This window comes from Listeria sp. PSOL-1 (assembly GCF_902806445.1).
Classification (GTDB): Bacteria; Bacillota; Bacilli; order Lactobacillales; family Listeriaceae; genus Listeria.
Genome location: NZ_LR760298.1, coordinates 159,687 through 184,880 on the forward strand (window position 1 = coordinate 159,687; position 25,194 = coordinate 184,880).

General features: G+C 35.4%; 29 protein-coding genes, 1 tRNA gene, 1 pseudogene and 1 riboswitch. Of the genes and pseudogenes, 27 read left to right on the forward strand and 4 right to left on the reverse strand.

Features of this window, described 5'->3' with window-relative positions; genetic code table 11:
- The first annotated feature begins 73 nt into the window (after positions 1-73).
- The 5 genes from G6Q10_RS00755 to G6Q10_RS00775 all read left to right on the forward strand — a co-directional run bounded on the left by G6Q10_RS00755 (position 74) and on the right by G6Q10_RS00775 (position 6,423).
- Complete coding sequence (locus G6Q10_RS00755) at positions 74-787, forward strand: glucosamine-6-phosphate deaminase (RefSeq protein ID WP_163651886.1); 714 nt, start codon at positions 74-76, stop codon at positions 785-787.
- A 271-nt stretch (positions 788-1,058) separates the two neighbouring features.
- Positions 1,059-3,308, forward strand: coding sequence for a glycosyl hydrolase family 18 protein (locus tag G6Q10_RS00760; RefSeq protein WP_163651888.1), 2,250 nt, complete (start codon positions 1,059-1,061; stop codon positions 3,306-3,308).
- Between the two features lie 256 nt (positions 3,309-3,564).
- Positions 3,565-5,082 (forward strand): cardiolipin synthase, encoded by a 1,518-nt coding sequence (gene cls, locus G6Q10_RS00765; protein ID WP_163651890.1) that lies wholly within the window; start codon positions 3,565-3,567, stop codon positions 5,080-5,082.
- Positions 5,083-5,109: 27 nt separating this feature from the next.
- A complete protein-coding gene (locus tag G6Q10_RS00770; protein ID WP_163651892.1) occupies positions 5,110-5,673 on the forward strand; it encodes a GNAT family N-acetyltransferase in 564 nt (187 codons plus the stop codon).
- 90 nt (positions 5,674-5,763) lie between these two features.
- Complete coding sequence (locus G6Q10_RS00775) at positions 5,764-6,423, forward strand: protein with hydrophobic anchor (RefSeq protein WP_163651894.1); 660 nt, start codon at positions 5,764-5,766, stop codon at positions 6,421-6,423.
- 64 nt (positions 6,424-6,487) lie between these two features.
- Here G6Q10_RS00775 and G6Q10_RS00780 read toward each other — a convergent pair whose 3' ends face one another.
- Positions 6,488-7,837 carry an MFS transporter gene (locus G6Q10_RS00780; protein WP_163651896.1) on the reverse strand — a complete coding sequence of 450 codons (1,350 nt, stop codon included), beginning with the start codon at positions 7,835-7,837 and terminating at the stop codon, positions 6,488-6,490.
- Between the two features lie 145 nt (positions 7,838-7,982).
- On the opposite strand from G6Q10_RS00780, the gene G6Q10_RS00785 reads away from it, so the two are divergent.
- The 5 genes from G6Q10_RS00785 (at position 7,983) to G6Q10_RS00805 (ending at position 11,155) form a co-directional block, all read left to right on the forward strand.
- On the forward strand, positions 7,983-8,372 hold the full coding sequence (locus tag G6Q10_RS00785) for a MerR family transcriptional regulator (protein ID WP_163651897.1): 390 nt from the start codon (positions 7,983-7,985) through the stop codon (positions 8,370-8,372).
- Between the two features lie 125 nt (positions 8,373-8,497).
- Complete coding sequence (locus G6Q10_RS00790) at positions 8,498-9,322, forward strand: aldo/keto reductase (protein ID WP_163655645.1); 825 nt, start codon at positions 8,498-8,500, stop codon at positions 9,320-9,322.
- An 824-nt stretch (positions 9,323-10,146) separates the two neighbouring features.
- Positions 10,147-10,305 carry a hypothetical protein gene (locus G6Q10_RS00795; protein ID WP_163651899.1) on the forward strand — a complete coding sequence of 53 codons (159 nt, stop codon included), beginning with the start codon at positions 10,147-10,149 and terminating at the stop codon, positions 10,303-10,305.
- Positions 10,292-10,759 carry a YiiX/YebB-like N1pC/P60 family cysteine hydrolase gene (locus G6Q10_RS00800; protein WP_163651902.1) on the forward strand — a complete coding sequence of 156 codons (468 nt, stop codon included), beginning with the start codon at positions 10,292-10,294 and terminating at the stop codon, positions 10,757-10,759. The genes G6Q10_RS00795 and G6Q10_RS00800 overlap by 14 nt, the downstream gene beginning before the upstream one ends.
- Positions 10,760-10,777: 18 nt before the next feature.
- Positions 10,778-11,155: a DUF3139 domain-containing protein gene (locus tag G6Q10_RS00805; RefSeq protein WP_163651904.1), complete on the forward strand. Its 378-nt coding sequence runs from the start codon at positions 10,778-10,780 to the stop codon at positions 11,153-11,155.
- A 436-nt stretch (positions 11,156-11,591) separates the two neighbouring features.
- Here G6Q10_RS00805 and G6Q10_RS00810 read toward each other — a convergent pair.
- Positions 11,592-11,675 (reverse strand) — tRNA-Leu (locus G6Q10_RS00810).
- 309 nt (positions 11,676-11,984) lie between these two features.
- Entirely contained in the window at positions 11,985-12,413 is a 429-nt protein-coding gene (locus tag G6Q10_RS00815) for a hypothetical protein (protein ID WP_163651906.1), read from the reverse strand.
- Between the two features lie 172 nt (positions 12,414-12,585).
- Positions 12,586-12,644, forward strand: a riboswitch (Fluoride riboswitch).
- Positions 12,645-12,708: 64 nt separating this feature from the next.
- Between G6Q10_RS00815 and crcB (G6Q10_RS00820) the strand changes: the two genes are divergently transcribed.
- The 14 genes and pseudogenes from crcB (G6Q10_RS00820) (at position 12,709) to G6Q10_RS00885 (ending at position 21,846) form a co-directional block, all read left to right on the forward strand.
- Entirely contained in the window at positions 12,709-13,089 is a 381-nt protein-coding gene (gene crcB, locus G6Q10_RS00820; protein ID WP_163651908.1) for a fluoride efflux transporter CrcB, read from the forward strand.
- Positions 13,090-13,091: 2 nt separating this feature from the next.
- The gene (gene crcB / locus G6Q10_RS00825; RefSeq protein ID WP_163651910.1) at positions 13,092-13,454 is read left to right on the forward strand and encodes a fluoride efflux transporter CrcB; all 363 of its coding nucleotides are present in this window, start codon (positions 13,092-13,094) and stop codon (positions 13,452-13,454) included.
- 86 nt (positions 13,455-13,540) lie between these two features.
- Positions 13,541-13,912, forward strand: a complete 372-nt coding sequence (locus G6Q10_RS00830) for a hypothetical protein (RefSeq protein WP_163651912.1) — start codon at positions 13,541-13,543, stop codon at positions 13,910-13,912.
- Between the two features lie 367 nt (positions 13,913-14,279).
- A complete protein-coding gene (locus G6Q10_RS00835; RefSeq protein ID WP_163651914.1) occupies positions 14,280-14,531 on the forward strand; it encodes a GlsB/YeaQ/YmgE family stress response membrane protein in 252 nt (83 codons plus the stop codon).
- A gap of 22 nt (positions 14,532-14,553) precedes the next feature.
- Positions 14,554-15,108, forward strand: a complete 555-nt coding sequence (amaP, locus tag G6Q10_RS00840; RefSeq protein WP_163651916.1) for an alkaline shock response membrane anchor protein AmaP — start codon at positions 14,554-14,556, stop codon at positions 15,106-15,108.
- A 12-nt stretch (positions 15,109-15,120) separates the two neighbouring features.
- Positions 15,121-15,324, forward strand: coding sequence for a DUF2273 domain-containing protein (locus G6Q10_RS00845; protein ID WP_163651918.1), 204 nt, complete (start codon positions 15,121-15,123; stop codon positions 15,322-15,324).
- A 23-nt stretch (positions 15,325-15,347) separates the two neighbouring features.
- Positions 15,348-15,776 carry an Asp23/Gls24 family envelope stress response protein gene (locus G6Q10_RS00850; RefSeq protein ID WP_163651920.1) on the forward strand — a complete coding sequence of 143 codons (429 nt, stop codon included), beginning with the start codon at positions 15,348-15,350 and terminating at the stop codon, positions 15,774-15,776.
- Between the two features lie 34 nt (positions 15,777-15,810).
- Positions 15,811-16,014, forward strand: a complete 204-nt coding sequence (locus G6Q10_RS00855; RefSeq protein ID WP_163651922.1) for a CsbD family protein — start codon at positions 15,811-15,813, stop codon at positions 16,012-16,014.
- A 192-nt stretch (positions 16,015-16,206) separates the two neighbouring features.
- Positions 16,207-16,560, forward strand: coding sequence for a hypothetical protein (locus G6Q10_RS00860; protein ID WP_163651924.1), 354 nt, complete (start codon positions 16,207-16,209; stop codon positions 16,558-16,560).
- Between the two features lie 20 nt (positions 16,561-16,580).
- Positions 16,581-17,474 (forward strand): ribokinase, encoded by an 894-nt coding sequence (rbsK, locus tag G6Q10_RS00865; protein WP_163651925.1) that lies wholly within the window; start codon positions 16,581-16,583, stop codon positions 17,472-17,474.
- Between the two features lie 59 nt (positions 17,475-17,533).
- The gene (locus G6Q10_RS00870) at positions 17,534-18,676 is read left to right on the forward strand and encodes an ArgE/DapE family deacylase (protein WP_163651927.1); all 1,143 of its coding nucleotides are present in this window, start codon (positions 17,534-17,536) and stop codon (positions 18,674-18,676) included.
- Positions 18,677-18,918: 242 nt separating this feature from the next.
- Entirely contained in the window at positions 18,919-20,115 is a 1,197-nt protein-coding gene (locus G6Q10_RS00875) for an MFS transporter (protein WP_163651929.1), read from the forward strand.
- Positions 20,115-21,397: pseudogene (kynU, locus tag G6Q10_RS00880) on the forward strand (kynureninase). Before G6Q10_RS00875 ends, kynU begins: the two are co-directional and overlap by 1 nt.
- Positions 21,398-21,438: 41 nt before the next feature.
- Complete coding sequence (locus tag G6Q10_RS00885; protein ID WP_163651932.1) at positions 21,439-21,846, forward strand: Lrp/AsnC family transcriptional regulator; 408 nt, start codon at positions 21,439-21,441, stop codon at positions 21,844-21,846.
- A 105-nt stretch (positions 21,847-21,951) separates the two neighbouring features.
- On the opposite strand, the gene G6Q10_RS00890 is transcribed toward G6Q10_RS00885, so the two are convergent.
- A complete protein-coding gene (locus G6Q10_RS00890) occupies positions 21,952-22,827 on the reverse strand; it encodes an alpha/beta hydrolase (protein WP_163651934.1) in 876 nt (291 codons plus the stop codon).
- Positions 22,828-22,998: 171 nt separating this feature from the next.
- Between G6Q10_RS00890 and G6Q10_RS00895 the strand changes: the two genes are divergently transcribed.
- From G6Q10_RS00895 to G6Q10_RS00905, 3 genes are all read left to right on the forward strand, one after another.
- Positions 22,999-23,799: a formate/nitrite transporter family protein gene (locus G6Q10_RS00895; RefSeq protein ID WP_163651936.1), complete on the forward strand. Its 801-nt coding sequence runs from the start codon at positions 22,999-23,001 to the stop codon at positions 23,797-23,799.
- A gap of 127 nt (positions 23,800-23,926) precedes the next feature.
- Positions 23,927-24,490: a bifunctional transcriptional activator/DNA repair enzyme AdaA gene (locus G6Q10_RS00900; protein WP_163651938.1), complete on the forward strand. Its 564-nt coding sequence runs from the start codon at positions 23,927-23,929 to the stop codon at positions 24,488-24,490.
- The gene (locus G6Q10_RS00905) at positions 24,487-24,975 is read left to right on the forward strand and encodes a methylated-DNA--[protein]-cysteine S-methyltransferase (RefSeq protein ID WP_163651940.1); all 489 of its coding nucleotides are present in this window, start codon (positions 24,487-24,489) and stop codon (positions 24,973-24,975) included. The genes G6Q10_RS00900 and G6Q10_RS00905 overlap by 4 nt, the downstream gene beginning before the upstream one ends.
- The last annotated feature ends 219 nt before the right edge of the window (positions 24,976-25,194 follow it).

Consider the following 25,194-nt stretch of genomic DNA (forward strand, 5'->3'; position numbering starts at 1 on the left):
AAAAATAAATTGACTCTATAGTAGCTATAGGCTTTATAGTAAAAATATAAAGAAGAAAATGAGGTGGTTTAATATGCAAGTTATTATTGAAAAAGATTATGAACAAATGAGTAGGACAGCGATGCAACTTTTACTTGGACTAATGTATCAACCAAAAAAAGTTCATTTAGCAATTACAGCAGGAAGCACACCAAAACGACTTTATGAATTATTAAGTGCAGAAATGAAAGCGAAAACACCACTTGAAAATGTGACTTATTATAACTTTGATGAAATTCCGATCGGCAATGAAAAATGGGGTGTAACCATTTCTAATTTAAAACAAATGTATTTTGAACCAGCTGGAATTAAAGAAGAACAGGTCCATGCTTTAGATATGTTTAATTATACAACACATGACAAGGTTATTGCAGAACGAGGTGGACTTGATGCGATGTTACTTGGTATTGGTGCCGATGGTCATTTTTGTGGAAATTTGCCAGGGACCACAAAATTTGGGGATGAAACCGTTCGCGTTTCTATAAAGACAAGGCCAGATATACGAGAGATTTTAATCAGCGAGGTTGGCGGCGATGAGCGCAAGGTTTCTGATTATTATGTAACAATGGGACCAAAAAGCGTGATGCAAGCTAAACATATTATTTTGTTTGCAAATGGTAAGAAAAAAGCAGAGATTATCAAGCGAGCATTTTTTGGCCCTGTTACCGAAGACGTTCCAGCATCTGTTTTGCAATTACACCCTAATTTGACACTTCTTTTAGATAAAGAAGCAGCGAGTGAACTTTAAAAAGGACATAAGCGCGGTATTTTGAAAGGAATATCCGCGGTTATGTTTTTTTTAATTAATATATTTAATAAAAACTGTGTAAAAAAGATTTGATTTGATATTTATGTGTGTAATTATAAAACTTGTTAGTATGAATATTTACTTGTTGGCATGAAATTTGCTACATAAAATAGTATCTAGAATTTAATAATAAAAAAGGAGGTGTAACTAAGTAATCAATTCTAGATAAGGGATGACTGGATTTTAAAAAATATTAATTGAGGTGGTTCTTATGAAAAAAGTGATTCGTATTCTTGCAGGTATTGTACTTGTATTATCTGGATTAACCTTTACAGGAGAGACTACAAAAGCGGTTGAAGCACCAAAATATCGTCAAGTTGCATACAATGGCGATTGGGCTATTTGGGGAGGAGAAGGGAACTTTTATCCCAAAAATATTGCGGCAGATAAACTGACACATTTAACATTAGCCTTTTTAGATTTTGATAGTAATGGTAAGTTGAAATTTACTGATAAAGATGCAGCAGTTGGGGCACCTGTTGGCGGCGAGGGAGTTCAGTGGAATAGTGCTAGTGCGGGCCTTTTAAATGCTATGCAAGATTTGCGCGCTAAAAATCCTAATTTAAAAATTGGGATTTCCATTGGAGGTTGGTCAAAATCAGGCGACTTTTCTGAAGTAGCGGCAGATCCTTCCAAACGCGCTCAATTTGTGGAAGATATTGCGAAATTTATCAGATATACAAATCTGGACTTTGTTGACTTAGATTGGGAATACCCAGCTTCTGTTCGGGAACCAGATTTAGTTGATAACAAGAATGATGAAGGAACACCTCATGCGAAACCAGAAGATAAACAGAATTTTATTACATTATTGAATGACATTAGAACAACCATTGATAAACAAGGAAAAGAATTAAATAAAACCTATGAATTATCTGTCGCTTTGCCAGCTGCTCAAAAAACACTCCAAGACGGGGTTGATGTAAAAAAATTATTTGAAGTAGTAGATTTTGCAAATGTGATGACTTATGACATGAATGGAGCTTGGGTATCGAATAGTGCACATCATACTGCGTTATATGGAAATCCAGCAGACCCTAACTATGCAAGTGGCTTATCAGTTGATCAAACCGTTAAGTATTTACAAAGTCAAGGGGCTGATTCCAAAAAAATTGTCATCGGGGCGGCTTACTATACACGTGGCTGGAATAAAGTAGAATCAGGAACGGATACCGATCATCCTGGACTTTTCCAACCAGCTGAAAAAAATAATAAAGATGCAGATGGAACACCTACTTATGGGGCAGGCAATAAAAGCTCACTTAGTGCAGGCGACGGGGGACGTGCTGGTGGTGTTTGGCCATACCGAAATATTGATGATCTTAAAACAAAATCAACTGATTTAAAAGAATATTGGGATGATATTGCTAAAGCGCCTTATCTCTATAACGATAAAACAGGTGAATTTTACACATACGATAATGTGCGTTCTATCGCTGAAAAAACAAAATATGTTAAAGATAATCAGTTAGGCGGCGTTATTTCCTGGATGCAGTCTCAAGATAAAGAAACAGACAGTACAAAGCGGGATGAGCTTACAAAGGCCACCAAGGATGGTTTGTTTGGCTCAACACCTCTTCCAGAAGAACAAATAAATTATGCGGGTCTGAATGTAGAAGTTTCAATTGAGCCATACAGTGAAAATGGCGTAGGTTATGAAGTAACAGTAAAAAACAATGAAAAAGTGGATGAAACAGACGATGTCCTGAAATCAGTAGAAACGGCTTTTGAAACGGTTAAATTACCTAAATTATACATTGCGCTAGATTCTTCTGAAACACTAACAAATGGCGATTATAAAGCAGGAACCGTAACAACAGAAAATGGCATTACAACAGTAGACTTGGCATCAGTATACGATGGCCAAGAAATTCCTCAAGGTGCAAGCTATACATTTAGATTAAAATCAAGCGCAGATACGGTTGACCCAAGCCACATCAGTAAGATTGATTTAGTACAACGCATCGGGAAAACAGGTGCAGAACTAAGTAAGCAAACTGTCTATGGAACAGAGGATATTAACCATGACTCAACAGACAATACACCACCAAGTGCGCCAACAAATCTAAAAGCATCAGAGAAAGCGGATAAAAATGTCACATTAAGTTGGACAGCAGCAACAGATGACGTAAAAGTGGCTGGGTATAAGATATACCGCGATAACGCTTTAGTTGGGACATCATCAAATACGACATTTGCTGATCAAAACTTAACTCCCAATACTACCTATATTTATACCGTAAAAGCTTATGACAGCGCAGGTAATTTTTCAGCTGCAAGCGAACCGCTATCAGTGACAACAAATAATGAACTTCCAATAACGAATGCTTGGGATGCAGATAAAGTCTATACTTCAGGGGATGTTGTCACTTATCAAAGCAAAACTTACCGAGCAAAATGGTGGACACAAGGTAACATTCCAGGAGCAGAAGAATGGGGCCCTTGGGAGCTTATTCAATAGTCCACAGAAAGAGCCTGTGACATAAACAAAATAAATTAGCGACAAGCGCTCGCGATTGAAAAGGTTTGCCAGACTTCGGGTTTCTGGCAAGCCTTTTCAATATAGACGCTTTCGCTCGATTTGTCGTGTAGAGTCTACGCTATATTTTCTTGAATGACCCAGACGCTTTTATTTATTGCGCAAAAGGAATCTTTTTGATAAATGACATCCTTAAAAATCCAGTGTATACTTAAATGTAAAAAGGGGGTAACATAGAATGAAGAAATTTGTGCAGTTGGTGGTCATGATCCTCCTTATTATTGGAGTGGGTTTTTTACTTAAGGAATGGTCTGAAGTTATTTTATATACAGCGGCCATTTTGATTGAGCTGGCGGGAATGGCTGTTGCTATTCGTCTTATCTTTTGGGATAAACGAGGAACAAGTTCTAAAGTCGCTTGGATTGCTGTTATTTTTGTTCTGCCAATACTCGGTTATTTTATTTACTTATTTTTCGGGCGTAATCCACAAAGCCGTATTTTTCACTACCATCAAATCAATGAAGCCCATAAAATTACGACGAAGATCCGTGCACTTGAAAAAACGCACAACACAAATGCAGCGCCAGATTTATCAAAAAGGATTGCTCATTTAACTGATATTCAAGCCGTTAATGGCAATGAGCTAAAGCTGCTTACAAATGGTGACGAGACTTTCAAAGCGATTATCGAATCACTAAAACAAGCAAAAAATCACATTCATATTCAATATTATATCTATAGAGCGGATGCAATTGGTACCGAAATCCGTGATCTTTTAATTGATAAACTGAATGAAGGCGTTGAAGTGCGTTTTATGTATGATGCATGGGGCTGTGCCAAGCTTCATGAAAGTTTTTTAAAACCGCTTGAAGAAGCTGGTGCAGAAATTCAGGCGTTTGACCCAATTCGCTCAATTTGGATAGCACGCACTGCAAATTTACGTAATCACCGCAAGTTAATCGTCATTGATGGGCAGATTGGCTTTACCGGTGGATTAAATATTGGGGAAGAATATCGTAGCAATACACCTGATTTTGTCGTTTGGCGTGATACACATATCAAAATTAATGGCCCGGCAATTTTAGAATTACAGGAATCCTTTTTAGTAGATTGGGTTTATATGAAAAATTGTGCGGAAGCAGCGGACTCATTTATTAATGAAGCAGGCGTAAAACAATATTTATCTCCAAAAACAAGAGGTTCAGAATGGGCGCAAATCGTTTACGGGGGACCTTACGACAAAGAAAATGGTGTGCGTGATGCCATTTTAGATTTGATTGAATCGGCAAAAGAGTCTGTTTGGATTGCTTCACCTTATTTTGTTCCTGATGAAGAAGCTCTTGCTGTTCTTCGGCGTGTATCCATGAGTGGCATTGATGTTCGTGTTATCATTCCGGGAAAAGGTGATCGAGCAATCTCATTTCATGGAAGCAATGCTTATATTGAAACGATGCTTGAAGCAGGAACAAAAATGTATGCGTACCGGGATGATTCATTTATCCATGCTAAATTAATTCTCGTAGACGGAGAAAGAGGCGCCGTTGGTACTGCAAATTTTGACGTTCGGAGTTTTCGCCTTAATCATGAACTTATGGTCTTTTTATATGAAACAGATTCTGCAATTAAGAAGATGTTAGTTGACTTTGAAGCTGACTTCAAAGCAAGTAAGTTATATCAAATAGAAGATATCAAACAAAAATCATGGTATACGAAAATGAAAGAAAACCTTTCTAGTTTGTTATCTCCTATTTTATAAACCCTAGTTTTTAAGGAGGAACTATTAATGATTCGACAAGCTACTATGGATGATGCAACAGAAATCGCCCCACTTCTTCTTACAATTTGGAAAGATATGGAGCTCTCCATTTTTAAAACAGAAAAAGAAGCAACGATAATAAAAGCACTAACAAAAGCCATTCTACTCCCAAATTATCGTTATTATTATAAACACATTTATGTTTACGAAAAAGGACAACAAATCGCGGGTGTGGTGGCGGGTTATCCAAGTAAAATAGAACCATTAATTGAAAAACCCTGGCAGCAAGTTATCGAGGAGTTTCATTTAACCCATACAAAACCTGTCTTTGTAGATCTAGAGACTTTCCCAAATGAATGGTATTTAGATTCTTTAGTGACAAGCGAAGAATTTCGAGGCCAAGGAATTGGCTCAGCTTTAACTAATGAATTACCTAATATCGCTAAAGCAAGTGGGGAAAGCGTTATTGGTTTAAACTGCGATAAAAAAAACCCTCATGCCAAACGACTTTACAATCGACTAGGTTTTGTAAAAGTAGGGGAAGTAGTACTTGGAACACATTTATATGATCATATGCAAAAGCCACTATAAAAAGCATTGTCTAGCTTTCACAATTGTACCTTATCGAAACTGTACATTCATTTCAATTCGTGCTAAGCTAAAAGCTACGGAGGTGCAGTTGTGAAAAAATACATAATAAGCATATTAGTTGTGTGCCTTGCTTTTGTGGCTGGTTGCGCAAATATTACGAACACAGTTAAAGTAAACAAAAATGGGACTGCTGATATTAATTTTGATGTGAATTTTGATGGGACAGCGGCTTTTCTGGCCGATTCAATTATGAATAAGGCGGTTCCTCAATTTAAAGATCAAGGATTTAAAGTAAAAAAAGTTTCATCAACAGAATATCAATTTAGCCGCCACATTAAACAAACAACTGGAGGCAAAAACACAAACCAATTAGCCAAAGAATACGGAATTAATTACAAGGAAACAAAAGGCTTTTTCTTTGATAAAGTGAGATTAGATGGAACAGTTGATATGCCAAAGCTATTAAAACAATATAGTGGCGATGCAGCGATCCCAAATAATATATTATCACAAGTTAATTATACACTTGTGCTTGACTTACCAATTTCAGGTATTGGAAAGAATAATGCAGATAAGGTTTCAGGTGGAAAATTAACTTGGAAGGTACCATTAACTGAGAAGAAACCACTTTTCTTTGAAATAAATGTTCCTAATGTGAAAAATATTGCTATCGTAGGAGGCATCGTTCTTATTTTAGCAGTTGCTCTTATCATTTGGTTAGTAAGAAGAAAAAGAAAATCATCATTATAAATTAGAAAAACACATTTTCCTTTATTCGTTAAAAGGAAAATGTGTTTTTAATTTAGTAAAAATGCTAATCTACATGTCTATGGTACGCAAGGTTCGATACAGCGAGTAGGGCAATAAAGATAAAAAGGATCATAAAAATTAAAGAATAATTATAAATTTTAGCTGGAATCATTTGCACACTACTCAAAGCAACGATAACTGATAACCCCAGTGCCCCTCCAAATTGGTGAATTGTATTAACCACACCTGATGCTGACCCTGCAATAGAAGGATCGGTATTCGCTAAGCCCATTTCAGTCATTGGACTTAATGAAAGCCCTTGCCCAACTCCCAAAAATATCATCGGGACCGCCATTGATAAGATATAACCCGATTCAATTTTAGCAATAAAAGCGATGATAAAGCCAAGCATTGTTAATATTATCCCAATAAATAACACACGAGTATCACCAAAGCGTTTTTTAAGCATTGTGACTTTTGTCGCTGAAAAAAACTGAACTACAGTCATTGGTAGAAAGGAAATACCAGCTTGTAGCGGACTATAGTGAAAGACATGCTGCATTGCTTGAGGTGCAAGAAACCAATAAGCAAGTATACCACCCATAAAGAAAAAGCGAGCAATATAGGAACTACTGCGTTCGTAATCTAAAAATAATTTAAGCGGCATTATTGGTGCTTTAGCGTAGTGCTGAGTGATAATAAAAGCCCCCAAAAAAATAAGCGCGATGACCAGAAAGGTTAACTGATGGGTTTCACCAACGATGCTGTAGAGTAATGTCGAAAAGCCAATAATAGAAAAGATCGTTCCCCGATAATCTAACTTTTGTTTACTAGTTGAAGGAAGTCTATCGGTCTTAACATATTTGAGGGTAAGAATAAAAAGAATACCTCCAATTGGCAAATTTATAAAAAAAGCATCTCGCCAAGTGAAAAGACTTGCAATCATGCCCCCAAATACTAAACCGAAGCTAGTACCGATACCAATTGTTGCTCCGTAAGCTACGATTGCTCGTGAGCGCATGTCATCACGGTAAGTATCCATTAAAAGTGCTAATGTTGCTGGTGCTAAAATAGAAGACCCTACTCCTTGTAATGCACGAGAAATAACAATCATTGGTGCATTTGTTGATAATCCTACAAATAATGAGCTTACACTAAAGAGGAATAGTCCGATGAGTAACATCCGCTTACGACCAAAGATATCACCAGCCCGACCACTGAACAATAAAAGGCCACCAAAAGTTAGTGAGTAAGCATTACTTACCCAAGATAATGAGTGTTCATTCAGGTTTAGATCTGTCGCGATTTTTACAGTTGCTGTGAATGTGACAGATACATCGAACAAGATCATGAAGTAACTAAAAAGAATAACGGGAAGAATAATACCAAATTTTTGCTGAGTAGATTTTGACATATTTTTTCTCCTGATCAAAATGATTTATTAAAATACTTGGTTATTATAAACCTTTGTCTGCACTCTAAGGCAAGTGTTTTTTATTAAATGATTTGCATTGAAGGGTTATAATGAAACAAAATGAAGAAAGGGCTGATGAGTATTTATGAATATTGATGCTGTAAGTAAGAAATTCGATATAACAAAAGACACCCTTCGTTATTGGGAACGTATCGGTCTATTACCCAAAGTCCAGCGTAATGAAAATGGTTATCGCAACTACTGCGAAAATGATATGAACTGGATTAGTTATATTATCTCCATGCGAAAAACAGGCATGCCCATTGAAACCTGTATTGAATACGTTCGCATGCTGCATAAAAAGGATGTTTCACCCGAAGCGCGACGTAAGCTCCTAATTAATCAGCGTGATGAGTTGGTAGCCCAAATACAAAATATTCAGCTTGTCATCGATTATCTTAATGAAAAAATTGATCATTTTGAAGAACATATTTTACCTAAAGAGGCAGAACAACTTTTTTTAGATAAAAGATGAAATGAAGGAAATGTACTCTAAAATGGCTGTTAAGAGCTATGATAATAAAAAAATGCTAAATATTTGCTTTACAATACGCTTTAAAGGGTATGATAAGGAAGTATTAATTTTTAGGAGGATGAATGATGAATTTAAAAGATACAGTGGAACTTGCAAATGGCGTTCTGATGCCACATATGGGATTTGGTGTATGGCAGGTTAAAGATGGCGAAGAAGCAGTGAATTCAGTAAAATGGGCAATAGAAACAGGATATATCAGCATTGATACAGCCGCCGCTTATAAAAACGAAGATGGTGTCGGCCGTGCTATTAAAGAATCAGGAAAAAAACGTGATGAATTATTTGTGACAACAAAACTTTGGAATGCTGATCAAGGTTATGAATCAACGTTAGCTGCCTTTGACAAAAGCCTTGCCAAATTAGGCCTTGATTATCTTGACTTATACCTCATTCATTGGCCAGGAACTAGACTATTCAAAGAGACATGGCGCGCTTTTGAAAAATTATATAAAGATAAAAAAGTGCGAGCAATCGGTGTATGTAATTTCCATGAACATCATCTAAAAGAATTAATGGAAGACGCTGAGATCCCGCCGATGGTAAATCAAATTGAGCTTCATCCATTACTTACACAAGAGCCTTTACGCAAATTTTGTAAAGAACACAATATTGTAGTTGAAGCCTGGTCTCCACTTGGTAACGGAAAAATCTTAGCAAATGCTGATTTGAAAGCTATTGCTGATAAGCATGGTAAATCAGTAGCCCAAGTTATTTTGCGCTGGGATTTGCAAAATGGGATTGTGACTATCCCGAAATCTGTTCATAAAGAACGGATTATTGAAAATGCCCAAGTCTTTGATTTTGAGCTAAGTAGAGAAGAAGTAGAAGCGATTAATGCTTTGAATAAAAACGAACGTACAGGTCCAGATCCGGAGGAATTTAATTTCTAATAACTGGAAAGAAGCTACTGATTATTTTAGTTTTTGGGGGCTTTTGTCTCGTGAAATATCATTATTTGAAGCAAATAAGATTTTTTGAGCTTAGAGACACCCAAAGTTTTAACCTTGTGCCTTATCTAAGTAATATCAAACTAATATAGCTTGTCAATCAAATTATTCAATGCTACGAAAAACCTTTTAATACAGGAACTATGTCAATAATAATCTTTTGTTCTCTTGTATCTAGCGAGATAATTCTTTTTTATTGTTTAGCACTCTACGCTACAATAGCTTTTGTAAATCAAGAATATTGCATATATATCATGGATTCTTTTAATTTTAAGTTGATTGCCATGAAGTTTTACAATAGTTTTATTTTGTCCTCTTAAACAAGGAGTGATAGCATTTCCAGGGTGTATTTTTAAAATAAGCTGCTATGTGCAGAAAAACAAAAATTAAGAGATGAGTCATTACGATTCATCTCTTTTTTGTTCCTTTCTAGTGTGAGCGTTATGAAAAAAATATTGTTATATATTTTGATTTTGAAAGCGATTTTATGATATAGTGTAATTATTAGAAAATAATAAAAAGGGAGACAAAAATATGAGAAAGAGTTTACTATTTCTTTTGCTTACTCTTACCTCAGTATTACTAGTGGTACCTACACACAGTATTAATGTAGGCGGGGTAGAAAAAAACCGAATTTTCAAGCAATTTATAATCAAGCTGTATCAGAAAATATTATTAATCCTGAAACGAAAACTTTTGCGCGATGGAAGACAGAAAATGAAGAAGAATTCTATCCTAATTTTAAAGAGGCTGTCAAGGAGAATATATTGCCGAAGGATTTGGCAACAAATTATGCTGCTTGGTTGAAAGCGAATCGCTACGGAATCCCTCCAGAGGGGGATACAAAAGTTTTTAATGATGTTACACCACATGCTTCATGGAAAGGCTTTGCTATAAAAGGCTGGCGACATTTTGATTACAAATAATACCAGTTCAAAGGGGATTACAGGCCATGCTGCTATCGCAAATAGTGATAATTACATTTTGGACATGCCAGGTACAGGCCGACGTCCTGCAAAATCTAATAATAGGCAAAGCACAGTAAGTAGTTGGTTGAAGGAATATGACAATAGTGGGAAATATGTAAAAGTTTACAGGCTAAAAGATCAAGACATGGCGAAGAGAGTAGCACGTTATGCTGATCGTAATTATTATTCAACAACTGGAAGTGCAACGAAAAATATACAACTTGACTATGGTATAGATTACCATCTCTATCAAAAAAGCCCTAGTTATTGTTCCAAGTTAGTTTATCAAGCTTATTATTTTGGTTCAGGAGCTGCTAAGGTAGTATATCCTAAGAATGGATTTGTAGCTCCTTATTTTTTAATAGGAACATTTACAGCTAATTATAAACCCCAGCTTAAAAAGACTTTTTAGAAAGTAGGAATTATATTTATGAAAAAAATATTTTTATGGGCAGGAGTTCCTGTAGGTATCATTATTTTGATTGGTATGATTTTCTATATTTATCAGGTACCTGTACAAAAGTACTTTGGAAAAAAAGCGATAGAAAAATATATTACGGCTCAGCAAATCAATAGAAAAGATATGCAATTACTTGATTCAGGAGCTAGCCTGATGAAAGGGGGCTATAGAGCAACCTATAAAATTAAAACAGATCCAGAGAAAGAGTACTCTTATTATTATCGTTCTTGGGCTAAAAGTGACCCTTACCATATATCTCTTAATGTTTATAAGAATGGGACCGCTCTTAATTCAAGTGATCCGTCTATTAAACATCCTCCGCTTTCTGATGATTTTAAAGAAAAATAGAAAATAGAGCTATGTAGTTTTGAGTGTTTCCAGAAAAAAAACACGTCTGTTTATAAAGCACTGATGCTTACACTAGCACTTGTTACGCTTATTGTGTTAGTCCTAGACTTTCATAAATAAAAAAAGTAATCATCTAACCACTTTGAACCACTCCCTGTTAAGCAGGTAGTAGTTTTTGTTCATTTTATAGTTTAAAAGCTTATCTCGAGGCTGTTTTTAGTTCAATTTTGTAGAGCAGAAATGGGACAGAACTTAACAACTTTCATTTACTTTGTTGATATCTGAAATTAGTTGGAAAAGGGCGTATTTAAACTGCATCCTTTTTTGTGGTGTAAGATCATGTTAAAGTTTTATCAGGCCCATCCCAGGCCCCAAACAACAAAAAACGAGTTTCAGGAAAAATAAATTAATCCTGAAACTCATTGCTAATGTAAGATGCGGCCGAGAGGACTTGAACCTCCACGAGCTAATGCCCACTAGGCCCTCAACCTAGCGCGTCTGCCGATTCCGCCACGACCGCTTAATATCAATGTTTTTCACCCACACAACCTAATGAGACGCGCAAGGTTATTATATCTATATACATGCTAAGTTAGTATATCCTAGCGCAACTAAATTTGTCAAGTTGGCATTCTATCTAAGCTATCATGCCTTTTATTAGCTATTATTACCACTCAATTGATTTATATCATTACTATTAAATAAAAAAATAGAAGAGATTGAATCTTATAAATGTGGCGTGCTAAGAAAAAAGCAAGTTATCAGAAGCAACCTAATTTTATTAAAAATATCCAGGCAAATTACTAGAGTATTTTGCCTATAAAATCATTTATATTAAAATTGTTTCTACCAATAAATCATTTGTTTTGTCTAATTTAGAGAATGAATGAGGGATAGGATGCGTCACTAAGATGATATATTTTTGCTTATATGAAGCCTCTTCATATTTTTTGAAGAAGATTTGCTCTGGATTATGAGGTAATAAAGTATTAGGAAATTGCATATCAAAACTATTCGATAGATATTCTTGAATATTTGTGGCTAAAATATTTTTATTTAGATGCAACTCTTCTAAAATATTTCGAGTATAGTCAGATGTGTCTACGATCTTCCCAATAGTTGGATCAGAAATAATTAATGCTTTTTTTAAATAGCGTTCCCACACAGTAGAAGCAATGGGTATATCTAGTTCAGTGTGTAAAATTAAAAGGTAATCTAGATTAATATTATAACTAATGATACGGTCAGCTTGAATCATATTATCATCTCTCTTTTGTTTATATTTAATCTAAATCTATCATAATATTATGTGAAAAGTAAAACAAAGAGAAACCCTTTCATTTAAATAATATCTCTCATTCTATTGACCATCAACCGCTATACAACCTAACAAACTTGCTTGCTTAAAAAATATTTTCGTTGTATAGTAAAAATGAAAGAGCGATGGAGTTCGCTAAAACCGCAATATGCTGATGACTCCTGTTTAAGTAAGCTTAGTTCAACCCTAGGCTTGTTTAAGCAGGATTTTTAATTGCTTAGAGGAGGATTAGAAAATGTATTACGTATATATTGCTATTTTCAGTGCACTAGGTGGCATGAGCCGCTATGGAATTAGCTTACTTATCAATGCTAATAACTTTCCCATTGCAACACTTGTCGTTAATCTCTTGGGATCATTTTTGTTAGCAATCATTATGCAATATTTTGCGGAAAATGTGGATGTTCCACCGCAATTAATTGCTGGTTTAGGGACAGGTTTTGTCGGTTCTTTTACTACATTTTCAAGCTTTAGTGTTGAAAATATTCATTTGTTAATGAACGGGCAATATTTTCTTGCGATTAGTTATATTGTGGTTAGTTTATGTGGGGGTTTGCTGTTTGCAGGTGTAGGTTATAAAGTAAGCTGGATTTTAGTAAAGCGAAGGGGGCTTTGAATATGATTATTCAGTTACTGATTGTCGGAATTGGTGCTGCGGTTGGGGGTATGATAAGATACGGTTTTTCTAATTGGTTAAAAAATAAGTGGCACACACAGTTCCCCTGGGCGACTTTCATTATTAACCTTAGTGGCTCCTTTTTGCTTGGTCTGCTTATTTCTTCAAATCTTTCACCAGCATGGCAATTGCTGTTTGGAACAGGATTACTAGGAGGATATACCACATTTTCTACTTTTAAAATTGAAAATATTGAATTACTCTTAAAAAAAGAATATCAAATCTTTTTTTCTTATACAGGTTTATCTTATTTATTCGGTTTACTTTTTGCTGCATTTGGTGTGATCGTTGGCAATAACTTATAAGAAAAGCTTAAGAAGTCAAATAAACTATTGTAGCTAAGTTTTTGGCATGATATGCTAGAAAAAAAGATTTTTGAAAGGTAATCTGTATGAAAAAAATTATTTTCCTTTCTATCATTGCTTTATTTGTTTTTTTAGCCGTTGGTTGCGGTAAACAAGGTGTTCCTGCAGTGGTAGTAAATGGTACAATTAGTGATGCAAGTTCAGCTGTTCAAAATAAGACTTTAATGGTAAATGGCACGTTGAGTTGGCAAGGTGAGGCAGAAAAAAATTCACGAGACTTAACTGTTCTGCTAAATGATTCAACAAAAATTACAGATGCTTCTGGTAAAACGACAAAAATCGCTTCATTACGAAAAGGAGACCGTTTTTCTGCCGTTTTTCCTGAAGGGACAAAAATCGTTTCTCCATCACCAGGTAAAGTTTCAAACCCAGCAACTTCTATTAAGCTAACAAAATAGCTCGGCGACAAGCACGCGCGATTGAAGAGGTTTGCCAGACTTCTTCTTCTGATGAACTCTTTAATGCAAGCGTTTTCTATTAGTTTGTCGTGTTCGAACTATAGAACTTATACTATCTTTTTTGAATCATATTTTCTTAAAAAATAGAGCTGAGGCACATGATGCCTTAGACTCTTTTTTTGTATGCGCAGGGTAGATTTAAATGTTATTTAAAGCATTTTGTTTTTGGCATTATCAGTAGCTATTCTTAATTTCTACTACGATAGTTAGAAATAATTTATTCAATTTAATAAAAAAGTAAGTTTAAAAGTTTAAATAAATGGATATCTACATATAGAAAAGATAATAAGAAAGGGGGGGTGCGAAGATGTTGCATTTGTTATGGGTACTCATTGTTGGTGCTGTTATTGGGATTATTGCTGGTGCGCTTACCAGTAGGAAACTCCCCGCTGGTTGGATTGGTAACATTATTGCTGGTCTAGTTGGCTCTTGGTTAGGGGAAAAACTTCTTGGTAGCTGGGGTCCACATATTGCAGGAATGGCTATTCTTCCTTCCATCATTGGTGCAGTCATTTTAGTAGCAATTATTTCATTTTTTATCGGGATGAGCAAAAAATAACAAACAAAGAAGGTGCTGTTTTATGAATGGGTTTGTTAGACTGATTTTTCTTCTGATTGGATTAGTAGGGATGATTGGTAGTGCAATATTTGCTGCTTTAGTTTATCCGCTTGCTGGTTTTTCAGATCAAATACAAACTTACAGTAGTTCCAATTGGTTTATGAATGTCATGATTGTTGTTGCTGTTTTAATCTTTTTTGTGTTCTTCCTGTTGTTTTTTGCAGCGATTGCAACAAAACAAAAAGTGCGTGCACTCCATATTTTAACACCAGCAGGAGATATTCAGTTAACACAGACAATGATTAATAGCACAATTTTACATGCCATACATGAGATGAATATTTTAAAGCAGCCAGAAGTTTACACAAAATTAAATAGCAAGAAACAATCAGTTCAAGCCACCATTTCTGGAGGGACAATTCCTCTTTCTCACCTGCCTGAAGCTGGAAAAAATTTGCAAGCCAATGTAGAAGAAAGACTCAAGGAATTGCTTCAAATTGAACATGTTTCTGTTGATATCCGTATGGAAGAAAGAATTCCGGAAAAACGCAAGAAGAATGAAGCACGTGTTGTCTAAGGAGGAATCAGAATGGATCTGCTTGAATTTTTAAAGCCATACAGAGGAAGAATTTTCTGGACGCTCTTAGGTTTCATTATAGCAGTGCTCTGGATTACCATCGGATTTGGCTATACATTACTTATTTTGCTGTTAATAGCGATTGGTTTTGTTATTGGGAAATGGCGCGACGGGGCGTTAGATCTACAAAAATGGTTTCAATTTATTTCTAAATAAAACGAAAAGAAAGGTGATTAGACATGGTTGAAGAAAGCAGACAAAATGGAGAACAAGAAACTCATAAAAATTCACTAACATTTGATGATCAAGTTATCAAAAAAATCACAGGAATTGCGGCAAAAGAAGTGGATGGTGTTGTTGACCTTCAAGGTGGAATGATTAGTGGCATAACTGAACGCTTCACAAGCAATGGAGACATCACAAAAGGAATTGATGTTGAAGTGGGTGAAAAGCAAGCAGCGATAGATCTTACTGCTGTTGTTGAATATGGTAGAAGTATTCCTGGAATCTTTAACGAAATTGTCAAGAAAATTACCGAAGCAGTAGGTAGAATGACTGGACTAAAGGTTGTTGAAATTAACCTTAACGTTACAGATGTAAAAACAAGACGTGAACTTGAAGAAGATAATAAAAAAGCTAAAGATACAAATGATAATCGTTCAAACTAATTAAAAATCTAATGAATGAAGGAGAATGAGAAAAATGACTGAAGATAATGGTATGAAAGATAAAGCAAAAGGCGAAGTAAAAGATCGTGTAGGAGGAGCTACTGGCGATAAAAAACAACAAGCAGAAGGTGTAAAAGATAAAACTACTGGCAAATTTAAAGAAGTAACAAATAATGCAAAGGAAAAAGCAGAGGACTTTGCGAATAAAGCAAAAGACAAGTTCAAAAAAGACAAATAAAGTGCAACAAAAAATTAAACAGCTCCCTTTATAGTAACTACTATAAAGGGAGTTTTTATGATTCATAAGCTAAATATCAATTTTTTATATTTTGAAATTTATACGATAAACAAAAACTATGACTTCTTTTTAAAAGCATGCTATGCTTAAAACAAAAAGACGATTGAGTCAGTAGAAAAGGTGAGTGTTATCATGCGTGTTTTTGCAGGAATTATATCGATTCAAGCATCTATTTTAGGGTTTATTTCTTTTATATCTGCTATTAAGCCAAGCGGGACCCATCTCCTTATCGTTCCAGAAAGCTTGGCAAAGAATGCGAGTCTAGGCTTGTCGATTATGATGCTTATTGCAGGGGTTTTGATTATTTGTTCTAAACGAGACGATTTTTTACTTTTTTTAGCGATGCTATTTTGGGTATTTGGCGTTATTTTAGGACTGCTTTTTGTGCCTAGTTTTTCGGGAATTTATTTTCGACCAGTTGTTTGTGGAATTTGCATTATCATTAGCTTTAGTTATATTAATTTTAAACGGAATAAAAATAATTAACGCGAAAATGAGGGGTTTTGATGAGTAAAATTTGTGTTGTAGGTAGTTTAAACATGGATAAAACGATGACGCTAGCAAAACTTCCACAAATAGGAGAAACACTCGAAGGACAAGAGATAAGCGACTCAGCTGGCGGAAAAGGTTTCAATCAAGCGGTTGCGGCTGCTAGGTTAGGTAGTGAGGTTGTTTTTATTGGAGCGGTTGGTGATGATGAAAATGGGCGTATTTTAAAGAAGATATTAAAAGATGAACACATTGATGATGAGCAAGTAGAAATGCTTGATACCACAACTGGAATAGCTTGGATTCTTATTGAGGAAAGTGGTAAAAACATGATCTTAACTTATGCAGGTGCCAATAAAGCATTTTCATTAAATGAGCTAAAACGACAATGTATTGCTGATTGCGATATTGTTATTTCCCAATTTGAAATAGCCGAAGCAACGATTTTAAGTGCATTTAAACAAGCAAAAGCAGCAGGGAAAACGACAATTTTAAATCCAGCACCTGGAAAATTTTGTAAAAAAGAATTACTTGAGTTAACGGACTATTTTATGCCCAATGAAACCGAATTTGATATCGTGACAAATCATCAGTCAAAAACAACAGAAGAGCGAGTTGCAAAAGCAAAAGAGCTGATAAAAAGTGGAATAAAGGCCATTATTATTACACTTGGGGAGGCAGGTTCGCTTATTATAACTAGTGAAAGTGTTCATGAAGTTCCAGCTGTAAAGGCAAAAGTTATCGATACAACAGCAGCAGGTGATAGTTATATTGGGACATTTGCTCACTTTTTAGCACAAGGTGCTTCCATTTACCAAGCAGCAGAAAAAGCAGCAAAAGTAGCAGCAAAAGTTGTGGAAAAATACGGGGCATACACGTCACTTCCAACTGCTGAAGAACTCAATCAGTAATGTTTATTTTGAATACAATAGGGAATAGATAGTTGAATTTAAAGAAAGAAGGTAATGGCATGGATCAACAAGAAAAGATTCAAATTTTGAAAGACCTCGTTAATATTAATTCGACTAATGGCAACGAAGAAGAAGTGGCAGACTACTTAAAGAAATTATTAACAGATCACGGAATTGATTCAGAAAAAGTAATTTATGCAGAAAAACGCGCGAGTTTAGTTAGTGAAGTAGGCGACAAAAATGCAGGGAAAGTGTTAGGCTTTTCAGGACACATGGATGTTGTTTCGGCTGGGGATGAAAGTAAGTGGACATTTCCGCCATTTCAGGCAACTGAAAAAGATGGAAAAATTTATGGTCGGGGTGCAACAGATATGAAGTCAGGCCTTGCAGCACTCGTTATTGCTATGATTGAATTAAAAGAAGAAAAAACGCCTTTAAACGGAAAAATTAAATTATTAGCAACAGTTGGCGAAGAAATTGGTGAACTTGGAGCAGAGCAGCTGACAAGTAAAGGTTATGCTGATGATTTAGACGGCTTAATTATTGGCGAGCCAAGTGGTTATCATATTGTTTATGCTCATAAAGGTGCTATGAATTATACACTTAAATCTTACGGAAAAAACGCCCATAGTTCAATGCCAGAACTTGGCATTAACGCGATTGATAACTTATTGAAATTTTATAATGCAGTTGAAAATCAAGTAGCTAAAATGTCGAAGGAAAATCCTATTTTAGGAAAATTTATCCATAATGTAACGGTGATTAGTGGTGGCGAGCAAGTAAATAGCATCCCTGAAGCAGCAGAATTACAAGGGAATATTCGTACAATTCCAGAAGAAAATAACGAAACGGTCAGAAAAATTTTTAAAGAAATTCTCGAAAAGTTAAATCAAGAAAAAGATGTTCATTTAGAACTGACATGGGATTATGATAAACAACCGGTATTTAGTGACCGGGAATCAACACTTATCAAAATTGCAGAGAAAGTAGCTAAAGCACAAATTGGTCAAGATATCCCGCTTCTTGGTATATCTGGTGGAACGGATGCAGCAGAATTTACAAAATCTAAAAAAGAATTTCCAGTAATTATTTTTGGCCCAGGGAATGAAACGCCGCATCAAATAGACGAAAATGTTGATACAGATAACTATCTTGAGATGGTTGATGTGTATAAAGAAATTGCTAAACAGTTTTTAAATTAACTGGTGAAACAAATAGAATTGTAAACGCTTGTATTTGAGCGAGATAAATCGGTGACAGGGTTGTCGCCGATTTATTTTGTTTATAGGACAAGTGTGTTTTTTTATGAACTTTTTTGTTTTTATTTCATCATAAAATGAGTTTTTTACAGAATATAATTTTATAAACATCATATACAATTTTGATAAAAACTAATAAAATAAACTATGTAAACGATTTCTATCTTTGTGGAAGGGGGATTGTTATGTCGAAATGGGGTAAGTTTTGCTTGCTTTATTTAGGTGGCGTTATTATTTCACTCAGCCAGTTGAAGGTACCTCCAGTTATGAATGAGTTATCAGCAACACTTCATGTTTCAATTGCTGATCTTTCTTGGCTAATGTCAGTGTTTACAATTTCGGGTATTTTTATTGCACTGCCTGGTGGAATGATTGTTACAAAAATTGGAGCAAAAAAATTACTGCTTGGTATTACTGGATGTTTGTTTTTCGGAAATCTTATCGGTGCTTTTGTTAATCATTTTTATTTACTTTTAGTTACGCGGGTTATTGAAGGGATTTCTTTTTCCACGATTGTGATGACGGGTGTTGTACTAATTAGTTATTGGTTTCAGGATAGTTCAAAAAGTGGCACAGCGATTGGGATTTTTACAACGTTCTCAGCACTTGGTTCACTCATTGCGATGAATATTTTCGCTCCAATGGCAAGGATGTTTGGTACGGCTTCACTTTGGTATTTTATGGCGGCATTATCGCTTGTGATCTTTATTTTGTTTGCTTTATTTACAGATGGTCCAGTTTCTCAAAAAGAAGAGCATAGAAGTGGCAAGGCATTTCTCTCTGCTGTTAAAAATAAGCAGATTTGGCTGCTTGCACTTATGCAAGGAACAATGGCTTTTGTTCTTTTCACTTTTATTAGTATTTATCCGTTTCTTTTTACTAATTTTTATGGGTTGAGTCAAAATGTTGCTAACTTTTATGCGAGCTTGTTTGGGTTATTTGGCATTCCATTTGGGATTCTTGCTGGCTATTTAATCGATAAAACAGGAAGGCCTGGATTGGTTATTTTATCCGCTTTTCTTTTGATGGCAGCTTCTTGTTTAGCAGCTGCGTACCTTACTCAAGCAACGTATGTTATTCAGATATTCGCTTTATCAGTTGCTGCAAGCTTAGCCTCATCAGCAGTTACAATCATGGTACCGCGAGTCGTTAAGCAAAGTGAGCTAATTGGTTATAGCATGTCGATTGTCAATTTGTTCTATTATTTAGGCATTGTTATTGGTGCACCTCTGATTACAAAGTTGGTTGAAGTAGCCTCTTGGAAAATCAGCTTATTTGTGTTAACGAGTGTTGTACTTATTGGGGTTTTTGCGGCCTTTATTTTTCTACTACAGACAAGAAGCCGTGTTGTATTGAATTTTAATCAAGAGGAGGAATTATAATGGAGAGAACATTTAAGAGTGATTTAGCATTTGCAAAAGAATTAGATATGAAAGATCAACTACATGCTGTGAGAGAGCATTTTTTCATCAAGAAGAATGAAATTTATATGGATGGAAATTCATTGGGGTTAGCTTCCAAAGATGCAGAAAGGTCACTGCTTTCAATGATGGATAAGTGGAAAAAAGAAGGAATTAAAATCTGGAACGTTGAAGATAGTAAATATTATCATTATTCGAATAAGCTGGCAGAAATGATGGCACCATTAATTGGTGCTGAAGCTGATGAAGTAGCAGTTGCTGGTAGTACTACTTCAAATATTCATCAACTCATCAGCACGTTTTATCACCCAACGAGAGAAAGATATAAAATTTTGGTTGATGATTTGAATTTTCCAACGGATCGTTATGCAGTAGACAGTCAAGTGCGTCTTAAGGGGCTTGATCCAAACGATGCTGTAAAAGTAGTTAAAAGTCCAGATGGAAGCTTTATTTCTGAGGATGCTGTGATTGAAGCAATGACAAGTGATGTTGCGATTATTCTTTTGCCAACCGTGCTTTATCGCAGCGCGCAAGTACTTGATATGAAACGAATTACGAAAGCTGCACATGAAAAAGGAATTGTCGTTGGTTTTGATTTATGCCATGCTATTGGAGCAATCGAAATCGACTTTAAAGAAATTGAACCTGATTTTGCGATTTGGTGTACGTATAAATATTTAAATGGTGGCCCAGGCTCCATTGCCGGGCTATATATTCATCGTAGACATTTTCATAAAGTTCCAGGAAATGCAGGTTGGTTTGGTAATAAGGATGAAACGCAATTTCAACTTAAACATCAATTTGAACATCAACAAGATGCAAGTGGCTGGCAAATTGGGACACCATCATTATTATCAATGGCGCCACTTGAAGGAACATTAAAGCTTTTTAACGAAATTGGTATGCCGGAAATTCGGAAAAAATCCTTGAATATTACAGCATACTTGATGTATTTGATTGATGAAAAATTAGCGAATATGGTTATCGTGTTGGCAACCCGCGTGAGGATAATAAACGCGGCGGGCACGTTTGTCTTGAACATGATGAAGCATATCGGATTAGTTTGTCTTTAAAAGAAAATGGGATTATTCCTGATTTTAGAGAGCCTAATGTGATTCGCTTAGCTCCAATTGCTCTTTACACTTCTTATGTTGAGGTATATCAAGTTGTTGAGGTCTTAGCAGAGATTATTAAAACAAAGAGCTATGAGTCATTTGATAAAGGACGTGCTTTAGTTGTATAATAAATGCTTATTATAGGGTAAAATAAAAATGGGTGATATAAATGGATGAAATAGATAAAAAGATTTTGCAACTATTAATGAAAAACAGCCGCATGCCGGTCAAAGAAATTTCCAAACAGGTATTACTTTCAGAACCAAGTGTCAAAAATAGAATGGAGAAACTTGTTGAAAATGGTATTATTGAGAATTTTACAATTAAAGTTAATCCAATGAAGCTAGGCTTTAATATTTCGTTTATTATTAAAATCAGCAACTTAAAACCGACTGTCCAATCTTTAGAGCGGATTCTGAAAAATTTTCCAAACCTAACTGAAGCGCATGCAATTACTGGACAAGAGAATTATATCGTACGAGGTTATGCAACCGACATTAATGAGATTGATAAATTATTGAACGAGTTAATGCCGATTGGAACGATTAATACGTCAATTATTTTTTGGAACGATTAATACGTCAATTATTTTAGAGACCCCAATTGATCGAATGTTATCTATTTAAAAAGTTATGTATTCTTATTGGCTGTTTGCTAATAAGAATACATAACTTTTTTTAGGTTAGAGCTCGTCTTTATCTTTCAATTGACCTAAAAACCGAATGGCTGCTTTATAAGCAAGGGCACCCTCCTCTTTTGTTGTATCTGTATCAAAATCATGTGGCAGATCCTCCACTTGGTAAAATTCATGATAAAGCGTGCCATTTGCTAATTTTTCGGATTCAACGGCAGGGACATCAGGATCACTTAAACTATGAGCTAAGAAGATGGGGGGTAAGAAATGAAAATCTTGTTCAGGATCTAAGGAATATGTATCCATTAATTTTTGATTTATTGGTATGCCGGCAACCATGGATAGCCACTCGCCGCTTTGTTTAGAATAAAGGTAAAGGGCAAATCTCTTCTCGACTGCGCCTTCTGCAATTTCATGGGGTAAAATCATCGCATTACAGAGTGTAGCAGAAATAGCTGGATATTTTTTGAAAAAAAGATTTTCTGTACGGACCCATGTCGATTTCAGACTGCTATATCCATAAAAAGAAAGGATTGCAAACGGTTTTGGCAGAGCTGGATCAGATGCAAGATTGATCGCTAAAAATGCACCAGAAGAACGACCAAACAGAGCGAAATCATCGTTTGTTAATCCCAGTTCTTGACGAGCATTTTGTTTAAACCAAAAAACCGCGTCAGAAGCATCTTGATAAATTTGTGGCAATTTAGTTTCAGGCGCTAATCGATAATCACAAGCGAGTAAATGATACCCACTTTCGAGAAATAGCTGGATATATTCTTCTGGTAAATCATAACGTGTGCCGTAAATTAAGCCACCGCCATGAAAGTAAATAATGGTTCGAGCGTCTGTTTTTTCACTGCGATAAAAATCAGCCTTTAAATCAAGCGCTTCTCGTTTAGCATATGTTAATGTCTTTTTTATCATTATAAAAGCCTCCTCGTACTTATTAGTGTAGCTTTATTTTTTTCATTTTGCCAGCAATATTTGTCAAGGAAAAAGGTGTTTTCAAATTGTGTTCACTATGGTACAATGAACAAGTTGTCATATTTTTTATACGTATTTTGTTAAAATTTTAATGTATGGAGATGAAGTAAGTTGGATATCGAAAGCAGTCCATTGATGCAAAAAATTGATTATAGTACCAAAAAGAAGGTAGATTTAGCTAATAACCATATTATTCGTTATATCGTTCGAGCAATGCTTGCCTGTTTATTCCTAACTCTTGGAACAGCAGTGGCCGTTATGATTGGAGATAAAGTTGATCATTTTGCACATGGTCTTGGAAAAATTTTATATGCTTTCATGTTTAGTTGGTCTCTCGTTATGATCATATATATGAACGCTGAGCTTGGTACATCAAATATGATGTACATGACAACAGGTGTTTATCAGAAATTAGTTCGCCCAGGGAAAGCTTTAAAGGTTTTATTCTTATGTATTTTCTTCAATTTAATTGGCGGTATTATTGCTGGTTATATTATGTCGCTTACTTCTGCATTCCACGCGCTTCCAGCGGATCACTTTTTATTTACTGCTGTAAGTGGGAAATTAGCAAAGGCTCCATTACAAATTTTTGTAGAAGGAATTTTTGCAAATATTGTTGTGAATACAGCGGTGTTGTGTACGTTAAGAATGAAAGATGATGCAGCTAAAGTACTCAGTATGATTTTCATTATTTTCATCTTTGCTTTTCTAGGTTTTGAGCACGTTATTGCTAATTTTTCTTCATTCTCGTTAGCATTCTTTGCTTCAGGTGGTCATCTAGCAGGGATGACGCCAGGTAGTGTCATTACAAACCTTGTACTTGCGATGCTTGGAAATTATGTTGGTGGTGGTTTAGTTATTGGACTTGGTTATGCTTGGCTTAACCGGACACCTTCCATTTTTAAAGATTAATTATTTTTTAGATCAGTTTGAGCAATTACTGCTTGAACTGATTTTTTTTATAAATCTTGCGTTTTCATTTTTTTGTATTTATTTTTTGTTCATCCGAGTTATAATAAAATTAGTGGAGGTGAAAGAGATGAAGTGGCAGCAACCGACTGAAAAAGAGTGGTTAGTAGTGGCAAACAATGAACAGGAGCAAGACGGTTTATTTTATTATGCGGTTTTGACTACGGGGATTTTTTGTCGCCCATCTTGTGGTTCGCGTTTACCTAAACGAGAAAATGTTGTTATTTTTTCAACACAGGAAGAAGCTTTAGAAGCTGGTTTTAGGCCGTGTAAAAGATGTATCACAGCTGGCATGAAAGTTCCTGATAACGAGTGGGTGGATCAAATTAAGTCTTTTATTGCGGATCATTACCGCGAAACATTAACTTTATCTGACATTGCTAATCATTGTCATGGAAGCCCATTTCATCTGCATCATGTCTTTAAGGCTGTGATAGGAAGCACGCCGTTAGAATATTTGCATCGTATCCGTATTGCAAGGGCCAGAGAACAGCTTGTGAACACAGATTTAAAAATAGCTGAAATCGCAACTTATGTCGGTATTGATAGTCCAGCGCAATTTAGCATCTTTTTTAAAAAATATATAGGTGTCTCACCAAAAGATTATCGAAAACGAAAGCAGGTGAAGGGATGATCTATTATGGGAAGATCAATGAAAATAATAGTTATTTAGCAGTTTTGGATGAAGGGCTATGCTTTGTTAGCGGTGAAATAAATGGCCTTTCAGAACTTAAAACTTGGCAAGAAAAACATTATCCAAAAGAGAAGCTAGTGGAAAATGATGAAGTAACAGCACCTTATGAAGAATGGTTTACTAGTTATTTTAGCAATCAGATTCCACAGCAAGACATTCCGCTAACATTGACCGGAACACCTTTTCAACAAAAAGTCTGGGAAATTTTAAAATCGATTCCTTATGGGGAAAAGCGAACTTATAGTGAAGTTGCAGAAGAACTAGGAAACAAAAGAGCCGTTCGTGCCGTGGCTAAAGCAATTGGAGCAAATCCAGTATTAATTGTTATTCCGTGTCATCGTGTCATTGGGAAGTCAGGTAAGCTGACAGGTTACCGGGCAGGCCTTGCGATGAAAGAAAAATTACTTGAAATAGAAAGTTCTTGATTAAAGTAAATACAAGAGCTAGTTATTTGAAAAAAACAAGTTTTTGTTGAACAATGTTTTTTAAGTGAAAACGATGGAGTAGGTTGGGATTTTAACAATAATGCGAAATTAAAGCTGTTGTGATAATAATGGCAAGTGATATTCAATGAGAGATAAGTAATGTATTCATGGTGACCGGTAAATCGCTTTCTTGAAAAACGTTTGCTAATTTGGCCACAC